This window comes from Rhodopseudomonas sp. RCAM05734, from assembly GCF_052658035.1.
In genome coordinates this window covers 1,864,865-1,883,475 of record NZ_CP199742.1, presented here as the reverse complement: position 1 = coordinate 1,883,475, position 18,611 = coordinate 1,864,865, and the positions used below count along the sequence as shown (strand labels likewise).

12 protein-coding genes and 2 pseudogenes are annotated in these 18,611 nt (G+C 61.5%); 7 read left to right on the top strand and 7 right to left on the bottom strand.

Features of this window, described 5'->3' with window-relative positions:
- Nucleotides 1-224: 224 nt before the first annotated feature.
- Nucleotides 225-1,418 (bottom strand): annotated as a pseudogene (locus ACUXVA_RS09010) (IS256 family transposase); the annotation flags it as partial.
- Between the two features lie 469 nt (nt 1,419-1,887).
- Between ACUXVA_RS09010 and ACUXVA_RS09005 the strand changes: the two are divergent.
- Nucleotides 1,888-2,069 (top strand): annotated as a pseudogene (locus ACUXVA_RS09005) (ATP-binding protein); the annotation flags it as partial.
- 254 nt (nt 2,070-2,323) lie between these two features.
- Here the strand turns inward: ACUXVA_RS09005 and ACUXVA_RS09000 are convergent.
- From ACUXVA_RS09000 to ACUXVA_RS08985, 4 genes are all read right to left on the bottom strand, one after another.
- Nucleotides 2,324-3,613, bottom strand: a complete 1,290-nt coding sequence (locus ACUXVA_RS09000) for an ArgE/DapE family deacylase (protein ID WP_265080621.1) — start codon at nt 3,611-3,613, stop codon at nt 2,324-2,326.
- A gap of 294 nt (nt 3,614-3,907) precedes the next feature.
- Nucleotides 3,908-5,227, bottom strand: coding sequence for an aspartate aminotransferase family protein (locus tag ACUXVA_RS08995; RefSeq protein WP_265080622.1), 1,320 nt, complete (start codon nt 5,225-5,227; stop codon nt 3,908-3,910).
- 4 nt (nt 5,228-5,231) lie between these two features.
- The gene (locus ACUXVA_RS08990) at nt 5,232-6,290 is read right to left on the bottom strand and encodes a phosphotransferase (protein WP_265080623.1); all 1,059 of its coding nucleotides are present in this window, start codon (nt 6,288-6,290) and stop codon (nt 5,232-5,234) included.
- An 81-nt stretch (nt 6,291-6,371) separates the two neighbouring features.
- Nucleotides 6,372-7,694, bottom strand: coding sequence for an MFS transporter (locus tag ACUXVA_RS08985; protein ID WP_265080624.1), 1,323 nt, complete (start codon nt 7,692-7,694; stop codon nt 6,372-6,374).
- A gap of 198 nt (nt 7,695-7,892) precedes the next feature.
- On the opposite strand from ACUXVA_RS08985, the gene ACUXVA_RS08980 reads away from it, so the two are divergent.
- Nucleotides 7,893-8,588 carry a GntR family transcriptional regulator gene (locus ACUXVA_RS08980; protein WP_265080625.1) on the top strand — a complete coding sequence of 232 codons (696 nt, stop codon included), beginning with the start codon at nt 7,893-7,895 and terminating at the stop codon, nt 8,586-8,588.
- Between the two features lie 312 nt (nt 8,589-8,900).
- The gene (locus ACUXVA_RS08975) at nt 8,901-9,791 is read left to right on the top strand and encodes an MBL fold metallo-hydrolase (protein WP_445491703.1); all 891 of its coding nucleotides are present in this window, start codon (nt 8,901-8,903) and stop codon (nt 9,789-9,791) included.
- Nucleotides 9,792-10,025: 234 nt separating this feature from the next.
- Here the strand turns inward: ACUXVA_RS08975 and ACUXVA_RS08970 are convergent, their stop codons facing one another.
- Nucleotides 10,026-10,655, bottom strand: coding sequence for an invasion associated locus B family protein (locus ACUXVA_RS08970; protein ID WP_265080627.1), 630 nt, complete (start codon nt 10,653-10,655; stop codon nt 10,026-10,028).
- A gap of 318 nt (nt 10,656-10,973) precedes the next feature.
- On the opposite strand from ACUXVA_RS08970, the gene ACUXVA_RS08965 reads away from it, so the two are divergent.
- Together ACUXVA_RS08965 and ACUXVA_RS08960 are read left to right on the top strand one after the other, a co-directional pair.
- On the top strand, nt 10,974-11,672 hold the full coding sequence (locus ACUXVA_RS08965) for an AraC-like ligand-binding domain-containing protein (protein ID WP_445491701.1): 699 nt from the start codon (nt 10,974-10,976) through the stop codon (nt 11,670-11,672).
- On the top strand, nt 11,653-11,967 hold the full coding sequence (locus ACUXVA_RS08960) for a helix-turn-helix transcriptional regulator (protein WP_445491699.1): 315 nt from the start codon (nt 11,653-11,655) through the stop codon (nt 11,965-11,967). The genes ACUXVA_RS08965 and ACUXVA_RS08960 overlap by 20 nt, the downstream gene beginning before the upstream one ends.
- A gap of 333 nt (nt 11,968-12,300) precedes the next feature.
- Here ACUXVA_RS08960 and ACUXVA_RS08955 read toward each other — a convergent pair whose 3' ends face one another.
- Entirely contained in the window at nt 12,301-15,708 is a 3,408-nt protein-coding gene (locus ACUXVA_RS08955) for an autotransporter domain-containing protein (protein ID WP_265080629.1), read from the bottom strand.
- Between the two features lie 901 nt (nt 15,709-16,609).
- Here ACUXVA_RS08955 and ACUXVA_RS08950 point away from each other — a divergent pair.
- Together ACUXVA_RS08950 and bioB are read left to right on the top strand one after the other, a co-directional pair.
- Nucleotides 16,610-17,332 carry an outer membrane protein gene (locus ACUXVA_RS08950; protein WP_265080630.1) on the top strand — a complete coding sequence of 241 codons (723 nt, stop codon included), beginning with the start codon at nt 16,610-16,612 and terminating at the stop codon, nt 17,330-17,332.
- A 235-nt stretch (nt 17,333-17,567) separates the two neighbouring features.
- Nucleotides 17,568-18,608, top strand: coding sequence for a biotin synthase BioB (gene bioB / locus ACUXVA_RS08945; protein ID WP_265080631.1), 1,041 nt, complete (start codon nt 17,568-17,570; stop codon nt 18,606-18,608).
- Nucleotides 18,609-18,611 lie beyond the last annotated feature (3 nt).

Here is an 18,611-nt window from a genome sequence, read left to right as displayed (position 1 = left end):
ACGTTCGGAAAATCCTTCCGGATCATCTTCTGGACGATGGGCGTCGGGGGCGCCGGAGCAAGTCTGGTCGCTATCTGCAGGATCACGTGGTGAAGGCGGCTTTCAAGCGGAGCCTCAACGCGACCACGATCGATGAAATACTGACCGTCGCGGATCGTGTCCCCTGGCGTGGTGTAGCTGACGGCGGTCACCGCGTTCGCCGGCAAGGCCGGGCCGGTCGGCCTGGCGATAGCCTGAAGGCTGACGGTCGGATCATCGCTCAATGGCGCGATGGTTTCCAGTGTCATGTAGCGGGCACGCTGGACCGCCCACTCATCGTTCTGTTCGAGCAGGATCGCGCCGATGAGGCGGACAATGGCATCCTCGTTGGGGAAGATGCCGACCACCTCGGTCCGCCGCTTCATCTCGCCGTTCAGGCGTTCGATCGGGTTGGTGGAGTGCAGCTTGGTCCGATGCTGCGGCGGAAAGGTCATGTAGGCGAGCACGTCGGTCTCGGCCTCGTCGAGGAAGCCAGCAAGTCTCGGCAGCTTGGGACGGAGTTGGTCGGCGACCTTGCGCCATTGGGTTCGCGCGGCCTCGGCATCGTCCTGGGCAAAGGCTGTGGCGATGAAGGCGGAGATCACGCGCCGGCCGCTCTTGCCGGCATGCGCCAGCGCGTTGCGCATGAAGTGGACGCGGCAGCGCTGCCAGCCGGCTTTGAGCACCTTGGCCACGGTGGCCTTGATGCCCTCGTGAGCGTCGGAGACGACCAGCTTGGCGCCGCGCAGGCCGCGGCGGGCCAGCTTGCGCAGGAACGCGGTCCAGAACGTCTCGGCCTCGGACGGGCCGATATCCATGCCCAGAACCTCGCGCCTGCCGTCACTGTTGGCGCCGACCGCGACGATCACCGCAACCGAGACGATGCGGCCGTTCTGGCGCACCTTCACGTAGGTGGCGTCGATCCACAGATACGGCCAGTCACCCTCGATCGGACGGGCGAGGAACGCCTTCACCTTGTCGTCGATCTCGCCGCACAGCCGGCTGACCTGGCTCTTGGAGAGCCCGGTCATGCCCATGGCCTGCACCAGGTCGTCCACCGAACGGGTCGAGACGCCCTGCACGTAAGTTTCCTGCACCACGGCGGTGAGCGCCTTCTTGGCCATGCGGCGCGGCTCCAGGAAGCCCGGGAAGTAGGAGCCCCTGCGCAGCTTGGGAATGCGCAGTTCGACTGCGCCGGCGCGAGTTTCCAAGATCCGGTCGCGATAGCCGTTGCGTTGGGCCAGGCGCTCGGGGTTCTTCTCGCCGTAGGCCGCCCCGGTCTGGCCCTCGACCTCCAGCTCCATCAGGCGCTGGGCGGCAAAGCCGATCATCTCCCGCAACAGATCGGCGTCGGGGGTCTTCTCTGCGAGCGTGCGCAGGTTCATCATATCGTCGGTCATCGGTGGTTCCTCGGTTGCGTTGGCGTATCGCAACCCGATCCTACCGGAGAACTGCCGGTGACCACCGCAAAGGCGCCCGCCCGCTACGGCGCTATTGGGCGCGCGCGTCCGGGCGGCTTTGCCCTACCGAGCTACACCACCTCCGGGAACACGACCGCACAGCACAGCCGCTCGCTCGTAAACCTGATAAGCCGTTTAACTTAAAGAAGAATTCGAACTTCCAAGCACTCCATTGGTAATGGAGAGGTCCACAGTTCGATACTGTGTGGCAGCACCAGCATTTCCGGGCGGAAATGATTGAAAAATTGGCATTTTTCAGGAAATGCGCCGGAGCCGGTTCGAACCGTTTTGGCTATCTCGGCTCGAGAAAACCACCCAAATGCGTCCCTGCTCGCACAAAACTCGCACAAGCCGTCCGATCGGGTCTTTTTTTGCCGCGAAGGATTCGGCACGCCGCGCGCGGGCGCTTTTCGCGCAATCCGGCGACCAGTTGCTGTTCCACCTCATCGCCGGCTCTACGGGCGCACGTCCGTCGTCGTCACCACCAATGTTGCCTTTGGCAAATGGCCCAGCGTGTTCAGCGACGCAAAGATGACGACCGCGCTTCTCGATCGCCTGACACACCACTGCGACATCGTCGGGACCGGCAACTTCCCTAACGAGGCTGCCATCCAATGTCTCGTTGGCACAATCTTGCTCGAACAAAACGATGGATGGGCTGTCCAGCGCGCCCGCCACATGACGCTGGAAACCATCGCGCCCATCAGCGACAATCCCATCGTTGGGATGCCCGCGGTGGCGACATGGCCAGTCCCGCCGCGGCCGGCAATCGTGGTGGCCTTCAGGCAGCTATACCACGCGACGGGGCATGATCCGATCTCTCTATGACGCAGCACGTCGCAGGATCATTCAACGCCTTCCACGCCGCACCACTCGGCCATGAAAAGTGCGAGCGTCTTGGTGACCTTCCGAAGCGATTCCAGATCGACGCATTCGTCGAAGGCGTGCGGGTTCCGGCAGTAGGGGCCGTAAACCAGCGTAGGGCATCCGCCATAGAGTCCGAATGATCGCGCATCGGTTGTTGCGGCGAATGCGTGCTCCTTGAGCGCTTCACCCCAAATCTCCGCATGGCAACGACCGAGGATACTCTCCTGCTCGTCTGCGCCCGTCAGGTGATATCCCTCCTGCATGAAGCCGGGATAGCTGATGGTTGGGGGATTCTTGGACAAAAACGGGTTGCGCGACGAAACCTCGGCCACATAGGTCTCGAATTCCTTGCACGCGTCGGCTGGGGCCTGGCCGGGATACACCGCCACACGCACTTCAAATACGCATGCTGACGGCGCGCTCGACGTCCATTCGCCTCCCTGGATGCGTCCAACGTTGAAATTGATGGGATGCGGATGATTTTGAAACGGCGGATACGATCCCTTGCGGGCATTCCACCGTGCTTCGAGTTCCTTGAGTGACTGGATTAGCTCGATCGCATTGCCGATTGCATCGGCCCCCAGACCGAAATCGCCAGACGCGTGTCCCGGCGCGCCCGAAACCTCCACCCGAATCCAGATCGGTCCGATCTGTCCGCGCAACAATTTCGGCTCAAGCGGCTCGGGAATGAAGCCCGCGTCGGCCGTATATCCGCGAACAACGCAGGCGAGTGCGCCATTGCCAGTACATTCCTCTTCGACGACCGACTGGACGTACACGATCGCTGCGGGCTGCAGACCAATTCTCTTCAGTGCTTTGAACGCAAAAAGATTTGCCGAGAGTCCGGACTTCATGTCCCCGGCGCCGCGGCCATACATCCAGCCGTCCTTGATTGTCGGTTCATAGGGACCATAGGTCCAGGACCGGTCGGCGCCCGTCGGAACCACATCGATGTGGCCGTTGAGCACCAGCGAGCGCCCACCGGTCTGCTTGGGTCGGTGCGTGCCGACGACATTCCACGACCTTTCATAGGAGATCGAGACCGGGGAAAAGCCGGGATGGTCCTTGATGCTTTCGACGTCGATGATCCACTTGTCGACGTCCAGATCGAGCGCAGCCATCGCGTCGGCCATGAACATCTGAGCTTTTTCCTCCTCACCGCGCTGCGACGGGATTCGGACGATCTGCTTCAGAAATTCGAGTTGCTCATCGAACAGCGCATCGACGGCTTCGAGGATCTGGCGCTTCTGCGTTTCATTGGGCGACATCGAGCTTCTTCCTTCCATGAACCAGCTAGGGCCCGCGTTTGCCAAAAAAGCACACAGTAGACCGCAAAAATGAGGGCTGCGTGCAGGAGACCGCTTGCACGCGCTCTCTTGAGCGATGCGCATTCGGCTTCGTTACGACCGAGGCGGTCAACCGACGGCACGAACCGGCGGCAGTACATCACAAAACGCGAAAATCGCGCGCGTCATCCTCCTCTTTCGAGAATGCAAAGCAGCAACAACCTCCTGAGCGGTCCCGGAATTGCTCCAGAATGATTTTTACTGTTTTGGTCGTCATCATTTGAGGGTCTCGAGAACGTCACGCATGCTCGCGACCAGCATTTCGGCGTTCTCGCGGGAAAACACCATTGGCGGACGAATTTTCAGCACATTGGCGCCCGGCCCCGACGCGCTGATCAGGATGCGTCGTTCACGCAACCCGTTCACAATCCGTGCCGTCACTGCCGCATCAGGCACCTTCCGTGTCCGATCCGAGACGAGTTCGACACCGACGAAGAGCCCGGCGCCACGGACATCGCCGATCACGGAAAACTCCGACGCGAGCTTGCGGAATTCGTCTTGCATGAATGCACCGACAAGGCGCGCATTCTCCTGCAGTTTCTCGGACTTGATGACGTCGAGAACGGCCTTGCCGGCTGCAGCAGCAACGGGATTGCCGCCGAATGTGTTGAAATAGCGCGCCTTCTCGCCAAACTCGGCGACCACTTGCGGACGCATGATGACGCCTGCCATCGGATAGCCGTTGCCCATCGGCTTGCCCACGGTGACCAGGTCGGGCGCGACGCCATGGCGCATGAAACCCCACATCTCGTCACCGGTGCGGCCGAATCCCGGTTGCACCTCGTCGGCGACGAACAGGCCGCCCGCAGCATGAATGGCGTCCACGGCGGGCTTCAGGAAGCCTTTGGGTCCGCCTACCACGCCGTCACTGGAGAAAATCGTATCGACGATCAATAGCGCCGGCTTGATACCATGACGCTTCAGATCGTCGATCGCTGCCTGAACATCCGTCCTGAAGCGCTCGCCGATATCCTCCGGCGCCATCCGATAGGAGTCGGGCGCCGTGACGGTGCGCACATGGACCCCGAGATCGACAAACTCGCCAAGCGAAGGCGAAAACTCGGCGACCGCACTCGTCAGACCGTGATAGGCCAGTTTGGTGGCGATAATGCCCGTGCCGCCCGTGGCATGCCGTGCGATCCGGACGGCGAGGTCGTTCGCCTCGCTGCCCGTACAGGTGAACATCACCTGGCTCAGGTCCGGCGGAAACGTCGCTGTCAATGCTTCTGCATAATCGATGATCGATTCATGCAGATAGCGCGTGTGTGTGTTCAGAATTCCGGTCTGCGTGACAATCGCCTCGACGACTTTCGGGTGGCAATGCCCCATCGACGCAACATTGTTGTAGGCGTCGAGATATTGATTTCCCTTGCTATCGAACAGCCAGACGCCCTCGCCGCGCACGATGTGCAGCGGATGCTCATAGAACAATCGATAGGCCGGGCCGAGGACACGCAGTCGCCGCGCGATCAGCGCTCGTTCTTCGGCGTCCAACCGCGCGAAATCGTCGGCGGTGAATGCATTGACCATGGCCATCAGTCTATTCCTTGCAATTGGCCGAAACGAACCGGAGGAATTCCGACTCTGACATTCCGGACAGACGTTGCAGGCCGAGCAACGCTGCCCCGTGATTTCGCATGATGTAGTCCCGATTTCCCGGACGGCTCGCGGCCCGGTACTCCGGAATGATGATCGCGATCGCCAGCCTGGCTTTGATGAGAACCGGCAAAATTGCGATCTCGCTGTCCTCAAGCCGGTTCTCGGCGCAGTAGCCGGCTAGCATGGCGCCCATCAGGACCTGCCAATCCTCCTCGCCGACGTGGTAGGCGAGCGCAACGGCGAGATCGTTGATGCGCGGCGCGAACACCATGTCGCCGAAATCGATCACACCGGCGATCTCCAGCGGCGAGGCGGGATCGACGAGGATGTTGTGCAGGTTGAAATCGTTGTGGATGATCTGGTGCCGCAGCTGCGAACTCGCTTGCGGAACCGTCCGTTCGAATTCGGCGAGAACGTCCATGACCAGACCCTGACGATCCTTGCCGACATGGATGATCAGTCCGGCGAGGTCGAGCGTATGGCTGATATCCCACAGCAGCTTTTCCGACGGCGGCCGGCCGTCGAAATTCTCCAGATCCTTGCCAAATCGGGCGAGAACCGAGCCAAGGTTTCGGTTGCGGATCGGCGATGGCGGCAACCGGGAGAGCTGGTCTCCGGCGAGGTAACTGAGAAGCCGAACAATTCGAGTTTGACCGCCAGGAACCAGGTAAACGTAGCTGCGCTCACCATCTTTCGTCGCAATCAGGCGCGGCACCGGGACGCGCGAGCCGACCGTCTCGAGATGGCGCAATGCGCCGTCCTGGAACGACAATGCGGCGGGGTCTTCGAAGGGGTTGGCAATCTTGAGGATATAATCCGGCCCGTCGGTGGACGTCAGCTTGAAGGTTTCATCGCGCTCACTGGACAGACGGGCGACTACACCGCGGATCCCATAGGCCCGGGCGACCAGCTCCTCGACTTGCTGCAGCGGCAGCAAATCCCAGTGCGCTGACAACGCGTCACCCGCTTTCGAGATATCGAGCGGAGTAACCAAAGCCATATGTCGGTCCTGTCTTGAGATTTGCTGGCCGGAACGCGGTGGCCCGATTAACGCAGGACGCCGCGTTCCGAAAAGTTCGATTTAGCTGGCGACCGCGGCGGTCGGCTGCGATAACTGCGAAGCGTCTGAATTGGCGACGGATTCCGCTGTCTCGATCGGCAGGAAGTAGATCGACAGGAACGCGCCGCCGGCGATAACGGCGAAGAGCGCTGCGAGCGGTCCCCACTGAAGTCCATACGAATGCGCAAGCCAGACGCCGACAATCGGTGTCGTGCCGCCGAAGATGGCGCCGCAAAGTTGGAAGCTCAGCGAAATGCCCGTGTATCGCATGCGCACCGGGAACGCGCGCGGCAGATAGGCGGCAATGACGGCGTAATACATGCCGATCAGGACGGTCGCCACCAAAATGCCGATGGCGATTTTGGAGATATCGCCTGTGATGATGAGCATCATCATAGGTGCCGACCACAAGACCGCGCCGCCTGTTGCGAGAAGGAGCAGCAGACGCTCGCCGATCCTGTGGGCGACGTAAGAGCCAGCTGCGGTGGCAAACAGCTGCACGACGCCGATCCAGGAAATGATGTCCAGAATTTCGCTCTTCGGAATCTTGAGATAGGTCGTCGTGTAGCTGATCATGAACGTCGTGATGAAATAGAAGCCTGCAATGCCCAGAAGAGAAAGGCCAATTCCGAGCACGACAGCCTTCTTTTTGGTCCTCAATACATCACGGACTGGAACGGTCTCATGACTCCGGTCTTTTGCGAGCTGCGCGACCATTTCGGGGCTTTCGTTGACACCCGCACGAATAATGAAGGCGACGATGACCAGAAGTCCGCTCAGAATGAAGGGAATCCGCCATCCCCAGGACTGGAAGTCATCTTTTGGGAGTGACGACACGGCACGAAATGCCAGCGTAGAGAGGATGAGACCGATGGGGCTTCCATACTGCGGAGCAGCCGCGAGAAATGTGCGCCATTTTTCGGGCGCGTGTTCAGTGGCAATCAGAACCGCTCCACCCCATTCGCCGCCGACAGCGAAGCCCTGAACCAGTCGGAGAATGACGAGAAGGATCGTTGCCGTCACACCAATCGAATGAAAGCTTGGAAGCAGACCGATGGCCGTCGTCGCGGTTCCCATCAACAGCAACGTAAAGACGAGACTCTTCTTGCGACCAACCTTGTCACCGAGATGCCCGAATACCAGAGCTCCGAATGGTCTGGCTACGAAACCCACGGCAAAGGTCGCCAAGGAAGCGAGAACGCCCACGAAAGGGTCGTCTGTCGCGAAAAACACATCTCCGAATACGAGAGCGGCGGCGGTTCCGTAAATGTAATAATCGTACCACTCAATCGCGGTACCCAAAAACGCCGCGAGCGCGGCTCTGACTGGTTGCGGCTGCACCATGATGTCCCCCCCGGCGCGAACGCACGGCTTCAAGTTATTGATTTGCGACAGAACGCTTCTATTTTTTGATGCATCATGCGTCAAGACGTTTTGATGCATCAAATATCAGCAGCTAGTCCTCTGTTGATTGCTCTGTTACGGTGCAGCGGCATTGACCGGAAACGGCGGCTGCCGCGTCCAGACATGAAAAGGGCCACCGTGAAGGACGTATTCGGCACGCTTGATCGGAGCAGCCTCTACGAAACCGTGTATTCGCAGATTTCCCTGGCGCTGATCGAAGGGCAGCTTCAGCCTGACGACAAAGTCCGAATTCGCGCCTTGGCAGATCAGCTGGGCGTAAGCGTCACGCCGGTCAGAGACGCGCTCCTCCGGCTGGTGAAGCAGGGTGCGCTCGAGATGCGCGGCGTCAAGGACATCCGCGTTCCGCGCATGCGGCTCGATCAATTTCAGGAAGTTCGCCTGATCCGACTTAGGATCGAGGGATTGGCGGCGCAACTCGCGGCAACTAAAATCGACAGCGCATCGGAAGTCTTGCTGACGCGGATTCTTGAGGAAAACGAGGCGGCCAGAACTGACGGCAACACGATCACTGCCATCAAACTCAATCGCCTGTTCCACTCCGAAATCGCCGTAATCGCTGGGCTGCCCACGCTGCAGGAGTTGATCGAGAACATGTGGCTGCGGATGGGTCCTCTGATTGCCGCCGTCTACAATGCGGGCGGAAGAGCCATGATTTCGCACCACTACGAGATCCTGGACGCTCTCCGTAAACGGGACCCGGTCGCGGCTGAGTCCGCCATCCAAGCCGACATCAACGCGACAGCCGATATTCTAATTGGATCCGGGCTTCTGCTGTCGGAGACTGTCCCTCCTGGCGTTCGTCGCCCATCTTAATCATCGTCCTGCGGCGTCTACCTTTCGAGCAGGTCATCAACATTACCGCCAAATCTCTCCGGACTGACAATGTACCCATTAACATTCCGCGCGCCCGTATCTTCAAGCCTTTGCAATGCTGGCATCAACCTCTGGCGAGATGTTTTCATTCGCGAGCAGATGCGGGTCAGGCAGGATACGTCAGCGCAGTCGCGCGGTCATGGGCATGTGAGGCGAGCTTATCTGGGGCTGTGATTCGAGCCAATTTCTACAATCCGGGACCGCTGGTCAGCGCCTGGCAAGACTTGTTGAAATGCCGAAAGGGACATTAAAGTGGAAGAGCTTCGCGTCGGCGACGTCACCATCAACAGCATCATAGAGAGAGATGGCGCCTGGCGCGCGCCGGGGATGATGTTTCCGGCCTACGATGCCGCAGTCGGGCAACGCCACCTTCAGGAACTCCCGCCATTTGTCTATGACAAGGTAAAGGACCTTCTGGTCATCACCTACCAGACCTTTGTCGTCCGGACGCCGAGGCATACGATTCTGATCGATACCTGCACGGGTGAGCACAAGGGATTTCCCCCGCCCTACGATTTCCCCAAGCAACCGTGGCTGGACGGTCTCCAGGCACATGGCCTGACATTCGAGGATATCGACTATGTTTTCTGCACCCATTTGCATTTCGACCACACGGGCTGGAACACCAGGCTGATCGACGGTCGCTGGGTCCCCACCTTTCCCAATGCAAAGTACATTTTTCACCGGCGTGAATATGAGGCGTGGGAGGCCGAAGACAGGAAGGGCCAAGAACGGCTCGGCGCAGAGGGCGGCGTATGGCGAATGAATTGCGAGCCGATCGTCGCCGCTGGACAGGCGCTGCTGGTCGAAGATGATTTCCAACTCGACGATACCATCACGCTGCTGCCGACACCTGGGCACTCATTTTACCATTGTTGCGTCGAGATCAATTCGAAAGGACAGCGCGCGATCGTCACCGGCGATCTGATGCACCACATTCTTCAGGTTCGTGAGCCCGGCTGGACCACGATCTTCGACGTGGATCCGCCGAAGGCCGCCGAGACTCGGCTCAAGTTTCTGTCGTCCGTCGCCGACACCGGTACATTGCTCCTGCCAGTTCACTTTCCTTCACCGACCGTCGGTTGTGTCGAAGCGAAAGGGGATCAACTTCATTATCGTTTCATCAAGTGTGGTTGCGCCTGATCTCAGAAGTGCAGGCGGGGAGGTATCCTCCAGTTAGTGTCCGCCGGCTACCATCTCGTCCTTGAGCCAATCGATGAAGCGGCCGAAATAGCGGGGATCCGCGCGCGAGGTCGGGTGAGCGACGCGTTTTTCCCCCTTCACGGCCCCCCGGAAAAGGCCGAGCGGACGCCAACAGCACGGACGGCGCAAATCTACACAGCGACCGCGCCGCCGTCCGCTTTGCGGCCAGAATTCCTACAGCTTGGAGAGTGCGGCGACCCGATCGAGGGCGGCGGCAAATCCCTTGAGCGAGATAGAGAACGGGGCATCCTGACCGCCGTCGGCAACAGCCTTGATCTTGAGCGCGCCCCCGCCCCGCAGCAGCGCAAGCGTTGGCGCCTCGAAGCTCACCGGCACCACGCAACCAACCGGGAGGCATGTCCGGAAGGGAAGCGGTTGTCCGGCCGGCTTGTCGTTGATCTGAAGCACGGCACCGGAGGAGAGAGCCAGGCCGAAGGGCAACACAACAATGCCAGTGGCCTTGTTAGCGACGGGCGCGCCGATTTCGATCGTCAGAACACGCTGGCCCGCTTGTTGCGTCTGGCTCTGCGACAGCGCGCAACGTTTGGCCCCGCCCTGGTGCACGCACGAAACCTGCCAGTCCTCATAGGTTTCACTCAGGGACGAGGCGCCTCCAGGAAGCGGCGAGGTGGCCTGTTGCGCTTGCGCAAGTTGGACCGCCTGAAGCCAAGGGCCAGTCTGCTGCGAGGTTTTACCAAGGTTTGTGCCCGCGGCAGCGGCTGCCTCGCCTCGTTCTGCGTGGAGGCCGAAGCCGACGCCCAAGGCGATCAAGGCGCTCGCCATCGTCTTCGAATTCAATCGCATCAGGTCGCCTTCATCCACATTACGTGGAGGCTATCGCACCCGACAGGCATGGCGTCTTGGTCTGGATGTGACGACGAATTGTCCCAAACGGGAATAGACCAAGTTTTGCGCATTAATTTCTGCCTTCACCGAGCATGGCGTTGCAATCGAATCCGGGATGGCCTTTAGGATGACCGGAACGATCAGCTAGAGTCGGTAATATACTTTCTCGACTACATGGACTGGAGCGAACATCTTGAAGACTGATCTCCATTTCAGAGCGGAAAGGGCATCGACGACGCGAGTGCACAAACAACGCGGCTTTCCTCAGTGCCCGCGATGAACAACGATCAGGATCAAAGCGGTCGCAGGCATGCCGCACATGCCGGGAAGGTGCGGCTTTCGACAGACGATCTTGACGGGCGCCACCGCTTTGCGGTCTGGCGGGAGATCTACAGCCGTCACCTGTTCAATGTGGATATCGAGCCGCTCAGCGACAAGCCATTTCGCGCCGACGTCGTGTTGCGCGCGCTGCCGGGAGTGAATGTCGTACTCGGCTCCCGATCGGCGACACGCACCAGCATCACGCGGCCACTTCTCCCTACGGCATCGGACTCGCTTGTGCTCGCCGTGACGACGAAAGGACGCTCTTTGGCCCGCCAGCTCGGGTGCGAAGTGACCGTTCCGGAGGGCGGCGCAGTGCTGATGTCATCCGCCGAACTCGCCAGCCATACCTTGGAAGATGACGGTGTCCTGCTGAGCGTCGTCGTACCCAAGGCTTCGATGATGCCCTATGTGGGCGATATCGGCTCTGCTCTGATGCATCCCTTCACCCCTGAAGCCGACGCCCTGCGCCTGCTGGTCGACTATGCCAGGAGTGCCATGGCGCTTGGCGAAACGGCTTCGCCGGAATTGCAGGGCGCGGTTGCCCTGCATCTGCGCGATCTGGTGGCCGTTCTGCTGGGAGCACGCAATGATGCTCAGGAGTTGCTGGCTGATCGCGGCGTGCGCGCAGCGCTTGCGCGCGGTCAAGGGTGAAGTCCTGGCTCAGCTCGGCCGTGACAATCTCTCCGCCGAGACGATCGCGCTGTCGCTGCGCATTTCCGCGAATTACGTGCGCAAGCTGTTTCAGATCGAGGGCCTGAGCTTTTCCGAATACGTGCTCGGCCTGCGCCTTGAACGCGCCCTCGCCATGCTCCACGATCCGCGCCTCGCCGGCCGTACCATCAGTTCGATCGCGATGGCTGCTGGATTCAGCGACATATCCTATTTCAACCGCAGTTTCCGTCGCCGGTTCGGCATGACGCCGAGCGAGGCCAGGAATCAGGACTGAAGCGGGGCACGGTCAGAACCGGTACGTGCAGGCACCATCCCGGAAAGCTCGGGCGACGAGCGCCGGCGCGCCGTCATGATCGCACCACGCCAGGTTCTTTCGCCGGGGCGAGCCTTACGCTGGCGAGTGCCTCCGCAGACCTTGATCCAGGCGTGCTTCGCCTGGGACGCGCGGACACCGCCCGGAGTCCGTTCGCCCCACGGAGCAGAGCCTCGCTCATGACCGCATGATCTGCCTCGACCGAAGAAGGCCGCCCCGATCTTGTCGGCAACAGGGGCGACCTTCCTGAAACTCTCCTGAAGCAGCCGGATCGTCTCCTGATCCATGCAGCTTTCAGAACCTGACGTTAAGGTTGCCGTGGAGGGTCTGGTCGGTGAGGCCCGAACCGAACTGTCCGCCATAGGAGAGCCCCAGCGTGGCGTTGGGGGCAATGTTGAGATCGAGACCGACATCGACGACGACAGCGTTCCCGGCGATAGGGCCCCCGGCGATGCTGAAGGCCGACCCGCCGGAGAAGTTCATCACCGAAACCGGTGTGGTCTCGCCATAGGCATGGCGCCACCCGAGCATGCCGCGCGCCGCCATGGCCACGCCACTGCCCACAGCGATGTCCGTCGAAGCCCGCAGGCCGATCGTGCTGAAAGTCACGCCGTTATTGCTGCCCTGGCTAGTAAGCGCTGCCATTCCGCCCCTCTCGGTGAAGCCGCTGGTGTCGAGATTGACATAAGCAAGATTGGCGAAGGGTTCGAAGACGGCATGGGCAGCCTTGATGCGGTAGCCGAGTTCGCCGAAGGCCTGCGCCGTCCCCGCGCCATAGTCGGCTTTGAGCGCATCGGCGAAGCCCGAAAAGGCGACATTGCGGCTGGTCGAAATATCATGCCACGTATAGGCAAGGCCGGAGCGGAGGGCGAGATTGCCCCAATTCGTGCCACCATAGAGACCGGCATGGTAGTTGTCGCTCGAGCCCGATGCGTTGCGATCGCCGACCTTGAAGGACGAGCGGCTGTAGCCACCGATCGCGCCGATGCGCCACGCGTCCGCGACGGGAGCATCCACGCCCATAAAGAAGCCGCCGAGGTCTCGCTGGAAGGTGGCGGCATTGCCGTTCCCCTGCATCGATCCCCAGGACCCGAAGCCGCGCCCCCAGACCGCGAGGCGACCCGTCGTGGCCGGCGCGAGCACCGGCTTGCCATCGGCATAGGTCGCCACCGGGCTTGAGGCCATTCCGGCTCCGTCGAAGGCGGAGCGCAGGCGGTCGATGGCCGCCTCGCGGATGAAGCGGCTGTCCTCGATCATCACGCCTTTGGCCGAGGCATGAATCTCACCCGAGAGCTGATCGAACGCTGCCCGGGCCTGGGCGTCCGTCTGGATGTTGAGGACAGCGCCATAGAGTGCATTGCCGCTGCCGAGGCTCTCAGTGCCGCCGGCGGCGGCGATCTGGTTGCGCGTCGCCCCGACCGAAGCAAAGGACTTCACCTTCACCACGTCGAGATAGGCATGCGTCGCGTCGTAGTTGCCGACCAGCCCGAGGAAGGCCGTGATGCCACCGTTGTTGGCCAGCGTATAGGCACCGTTCACACCGCCATCGGCCTGCAAGACCGTGTAGCGCGTGCCGACGGCATAGGGAGCGGCATCGGTCTTGATGATGCTGAGACTGGCGCCATTGGCGATCGTCGCCGTGCCGGTCGCGCTGATGCGGTCCGACAGGCCGGACGCGGTCAATTCGACCTGATAGACCGAACCTGCCGCCTGGGTGATGTTGCCATTGACGGTTAGCGTGCCGATCGAGTTGCCCGGTGCGATGACGCCACCCGACAGGACCGAGGTGCTGCCGACGATTCCGTTGCCGCCCAGGATGCCGCCGTCCGATATCGACACCAGCGCGTTCGCCAACGAACCGTTCACGGCCAGACGACCGCCCGTGATATTGGTCGTGCCGGTGAAGCCGCTGTTGTCTGCGGTCAGGTTCGTATTGCCGGAGATCTGGTTGATCGTTCCGACGCCGGTGATGACCGGGGCGAAGGCATAGCTCGCGCTCGTATGGTTGAAGTTGATCGAGCCGGTGCCTGCGCCGAACTGGACCAATGCCGCGTTGAGCGTACCGGCAGCCTCCGCCGCCGTTCCGGCCGCGCCGCCGATGTTGAGCGTGCCGACCGAACCCGCCTGGCTCGCCAGCTTGACAAAGCCCCCGACCGACACCGCGCCACCATTTGCGATCGTCAATGCGCCGGTGCCGAGATCGCCGAGGACGAGGCTTCCGCTGTTGGACCAGAGCGAGCCCGCGCCGGAGATCGTCACAGCGCCGCGGGATCCCAGCTGGAAGCCGACCACGCCCCCGGCATCGGTGGCCACGCCTCCGTTCGAGACCGTGAGTGCGCCTTCACCACCATAGCCGACATAGAGAATGTTACTGGTCCAGCTAGAGCCTGCGCCGTCTACGGTCACGCTGCCGCTGGAACTGGCAAAGAAGCCCAGAGCAGCGTCCGTGTTGCTGACGGAGCCGCCATTGGCAATGTTCAACGTGCCGGTGCCCAGTTGGCCGATCCTGAGATCGGCGCTATTGGCCCAGCTCGCCCCCGCGCCGCTGACGGTTGCCGTGCCGGTCGAACCTGCATTGAGCCCGATGATGCTCTGCCCGGAGGTAACGGAACCGCCATTCGTGACGGACAGAACACCCGCGCCGCTATAGCCGACGGCCAGCGCCGTGTTGGACCAGATCGAGCCTGTGCCATCGACCGTCACGGAGCCGACCGCGCCAGCGCCGAGACCGATATAGCCGATGCTATCGCTGACCGCGCCGCCATTCGAGACGGCGAGGGTGGCTACGCCTGAACCGCCGATATTGAGATTGCCGCTGTTGGTCCATGTCGACCCGCTGCCATCGACCGTCACCGTGCCGCGCGAGCCTATATTGGTCGCGATGGAGCCCAGCACATCAGCGACGTGGCCGCCTTTGGTGATGTTCAGCGTGCCGGTGCCTGCATCGCCGACCGTGAGGTCTCCGGAGTTGATCCAGGTCGAGCCCGCGCCGTCGACCGAAGCGATGCCCGTGCCGCCGGACAGATAACCCAGATAAGCGATCGTGCTGCCGACCGTACCGCCATTGGAGACTGTCAGCCTGCCGACGCCGTCATTGCCCAGGAAAAGATCGGCGGTGGTCAAGCTGGAGCCGGCATCGGTCACTGTCACCGAGCCGACGGAGCCATTGCCGTTTCCGAGCGTGGTGACGCCAACGATGGCCGTACCGCCATCTTGGATCATCAGCGCACCGCTGCCCGCTCCACCGAGCTTCAAAGTCGAACTGTTTGCCCAGCTTGAGCCGGCCCCCGTGATCGTCACCATAGATGTCGCGCCGTTTCCGGCAAAAGCGCTGACGCTGGTCAACGTTCCCCCGTTCGATATCGTCAGCTCACCAGGATCAACCGCGGCAGCGCCCAGGACGACAACTCCCACAACGGCATTGGCGCCATTGATAACCGGAGCGTTTGCGCCCGACACATTGATATCGACCTCCTGCGTCGCGCCCGGGGCACTGCCGCTCTGCCAGTTTGTGCCGTCGAACCAGTCGTTCGAAGCGGTCCCGGTCCAGTAAACAGGTGACGCCGCCACGGCCGCCCCGAGTGATCCAAACAGCGCCAAAGCGAGCACAGAGGCCGAGGACAGCAGACGGCGCGCCTTGGTCGAATGCAGCCGAAAAAACATGGCGATGGCCTCGCGGCCTTCGTTCTCTTGCGTATCCATTCAGAATTCCCTCGACTCGGCAGGCGCTTAGCGTGCTGTTCGGGCAGCTATCGCATCGGGCCGGAGCGACGTCTTGGGCTGGGCGGGACGTTGAATTGTCCTGTACGAGAGCGACGCGGTTTCCAAGAACGCGTTGCGGAACGGACACACTGGACGAACGCGCGCTGCCCGCATGCGCAGGATGCGCGCCGTTCCCATCTCTGGCATCCGCGATCGGCGATCTGTTGCACCTGCCGTGGCGAAACCTGGATTGCATCGCGCCAGCAACGCGTCGCCGGCGACCATCACCGTGAGACCGCCCGGATGGCGATCGTCGGGATCGACCACCTGGTCGCGCAGGCCGTCCTCCGCAGGTTGCAGGACACGGCGGTGACGAAGACGCCTTCGGGGATGCAGATGGTGGGGAGTTCACGCGCAACGACATGGCCGCGCGCACGACCCGCTGTCATGTGGCTTCGCTGCCAAGCGATTATCAAAGATCTTTGGGACAAGCGCCTGAATGCCCGTCCAGCGCCGCGCATCGCAAGATCCGGACAAACGCGAGGGTCAGTACAGACTCAGCCCGCGGCGTCACGCTATGCGGCCGCCGTTGACACGATTTGCTAACCACAATTGCGCGCGGTGATCGCATGGAAATTCGCGCAGAGATTTAGCCCAATGCCGAACACTCGCAATGCGCATCAAATCGCTACAGGAATGCCTCAAAGCGAGGCCAATTAAGGCTGAATTGAGATTTCATTAGGGCCGCATTAAGCATCGAAAAGCCGTGTGTTGTCAGATGGTTCGGTTCTCGCCGGCTGTGGCCTATGGGTGACAGTATTTAATGCAAAAGCTGTCTACATCCACGCCATGGACGGAGCCGACGCGCGGCTCATCTGAAATAATTTCTGGAGAAAATAAAATGAAGAACTTCCTTCTCGGTACTGTGGCTCTGATCGCTCTCGGCGCGACTGTGCCTGCACTTGCAGCCGATCTCGCCGCTCGCCCCTACACCAAGGCACCGGCCTACGTCGCAGCCCCGATCTACAACTGGACCGGCTTCTACATCGGCGGCAACGTCGGCGGCGCATTCGGCGGCGGCAACGGCTTCCCCGGCGGCGTGAGCAGCAGCAGCAACGATGGCAAGTTCATGGGCGGCGTCCAGGGCGGCTACAACTACCAGTTCGCCCCGAACTGGGTGTTCGGTGTCGAAGCCCAGTACGACTGGACCAGCAACAGCGGCAACACCGTCACCTTCCCGACCGTTGCAGGCTACACCTACAACAGCAGCTTGAAGGGCCTCGGCTCGGTCACCGGCCGTCTCGGCTACACTTGGGGTCCGGCCATGCTGTACGCCAAGGGCGGTTACGCGTTCTCGGATCGCAGCCGCTCGGTCACCGGTCCGACCCTGGTCGGCGTGAACGGCAACACGGATGGCTACACCGTCGGTGGCGGTCTGGAATACCTGTTCACCCAGAACTGGTCGGGTAACATCGAGTACCAGTACTACAACTTCGGCAAGACCTCCTTCGCCGCTGCACCGCTGGCCGCTCTCGGTTCGTCCACCAGCGAACAGCACACCGTCAAGGCTGGCCTGAACTACCACTTCAACCTGGGCGGCGCGCCGCTCCTCGCGAAGTATTGATCTTCGTCTGATCGAGACCGCTCACGCGGTTTCGGACGAGAAAAGGCCGGCGCTTGCGCCGGCCTTTTTGTTTGACCGGCACTTTTTCAAGAGCCAGGCGGGAGCACCGTCAATCGCCTTGCCGTTCAACCTCGGCATGACTGCAATCGGCGACCGCTCCTTGTTTCGGCCGTCGATTTCATGGACAGCTGCGGTACCCAATGACCTCCGGCACGGCCGAAGCACGAGGATTCCCATGACCGCATCATCCACCGTATCGAACGGCGCACCTCACCTCCGCCACGACTGGCAGCGCGCCGAGGCACAGGCGCTGTACGACCTGCCGTTCGCCGACCTGATGTTCCAGGCGCAAGGCATTCACCGCGGCAACTTCGATCCGAATCATGTGGAGACCGCGAGCCTGCTCAGCATCAAGACCGGCGGCTGCCCGGAAGACTGCGGCTACTGCTCGCAAAGCGCACATTACGACACCGACGTCGCCGCGACCAAGCTGATGGATCGTGAGGCCGTGGTCGCCACCGCGCAGCGTGCCAAGGAGTCAGGCGCCAGCCGGTTCTGCATGGCCGCCGCATGGCGCAACCCGAAGGACAAGGATCTCGACCGGGTCTGCGACATGGTCAGCGCGGTGAAGGGCCTGGGTCTCGAGACCTGCGCCACACTCGGAATGATCACCGAAGACCAGGCACAGCGGCTGCAAAACGCCGGACTCGATTTCTACAATCACAACATCGACACCTCGCGCGAATTCTACAGCCGCATCATCTCCACGCGCACCATGGAAGACCGCATCGAGACGCTGGCCAATGCGCGCCACGCCGGGTTGAAAGTATGTTGCGGCGGCATCGTCGGCATGGGCGAGCAGGTCGAGGACCGCCTGGGCATGCTGGTGCTGCTGGCCAACCTGCCGAACCATCCGGAGAGCGTGCCGATCAACCTGTGGAACGAGGTCAAGGGTGTTCCGGTCAATGACACTGCGGAGCGCGCCGATCCGATCGCGCTGGCGCGCATGATCGCGGTGGCGCGCATCATGATGCCGAAAAGCGTGGTGCGGCTGTCTGCGGGCCGCCAGTACATGTCGGACGAGCTGCAGGCGCTGTGCTTTCTGGCCGGGGCCAATTCGATCTTCATCGGCGACGTGCTGCTGACCACCAGGAACCCGCAGACCACCCGCGACGTCGAACTGCTCGATCGCCTCGGCATTCATTCCGCGCTCGACGACGTGCGGCTTGAGCCGACAGGTCTGGAACTGCCGGCGGCGTCTGTAGCCGCCGGCTAACCA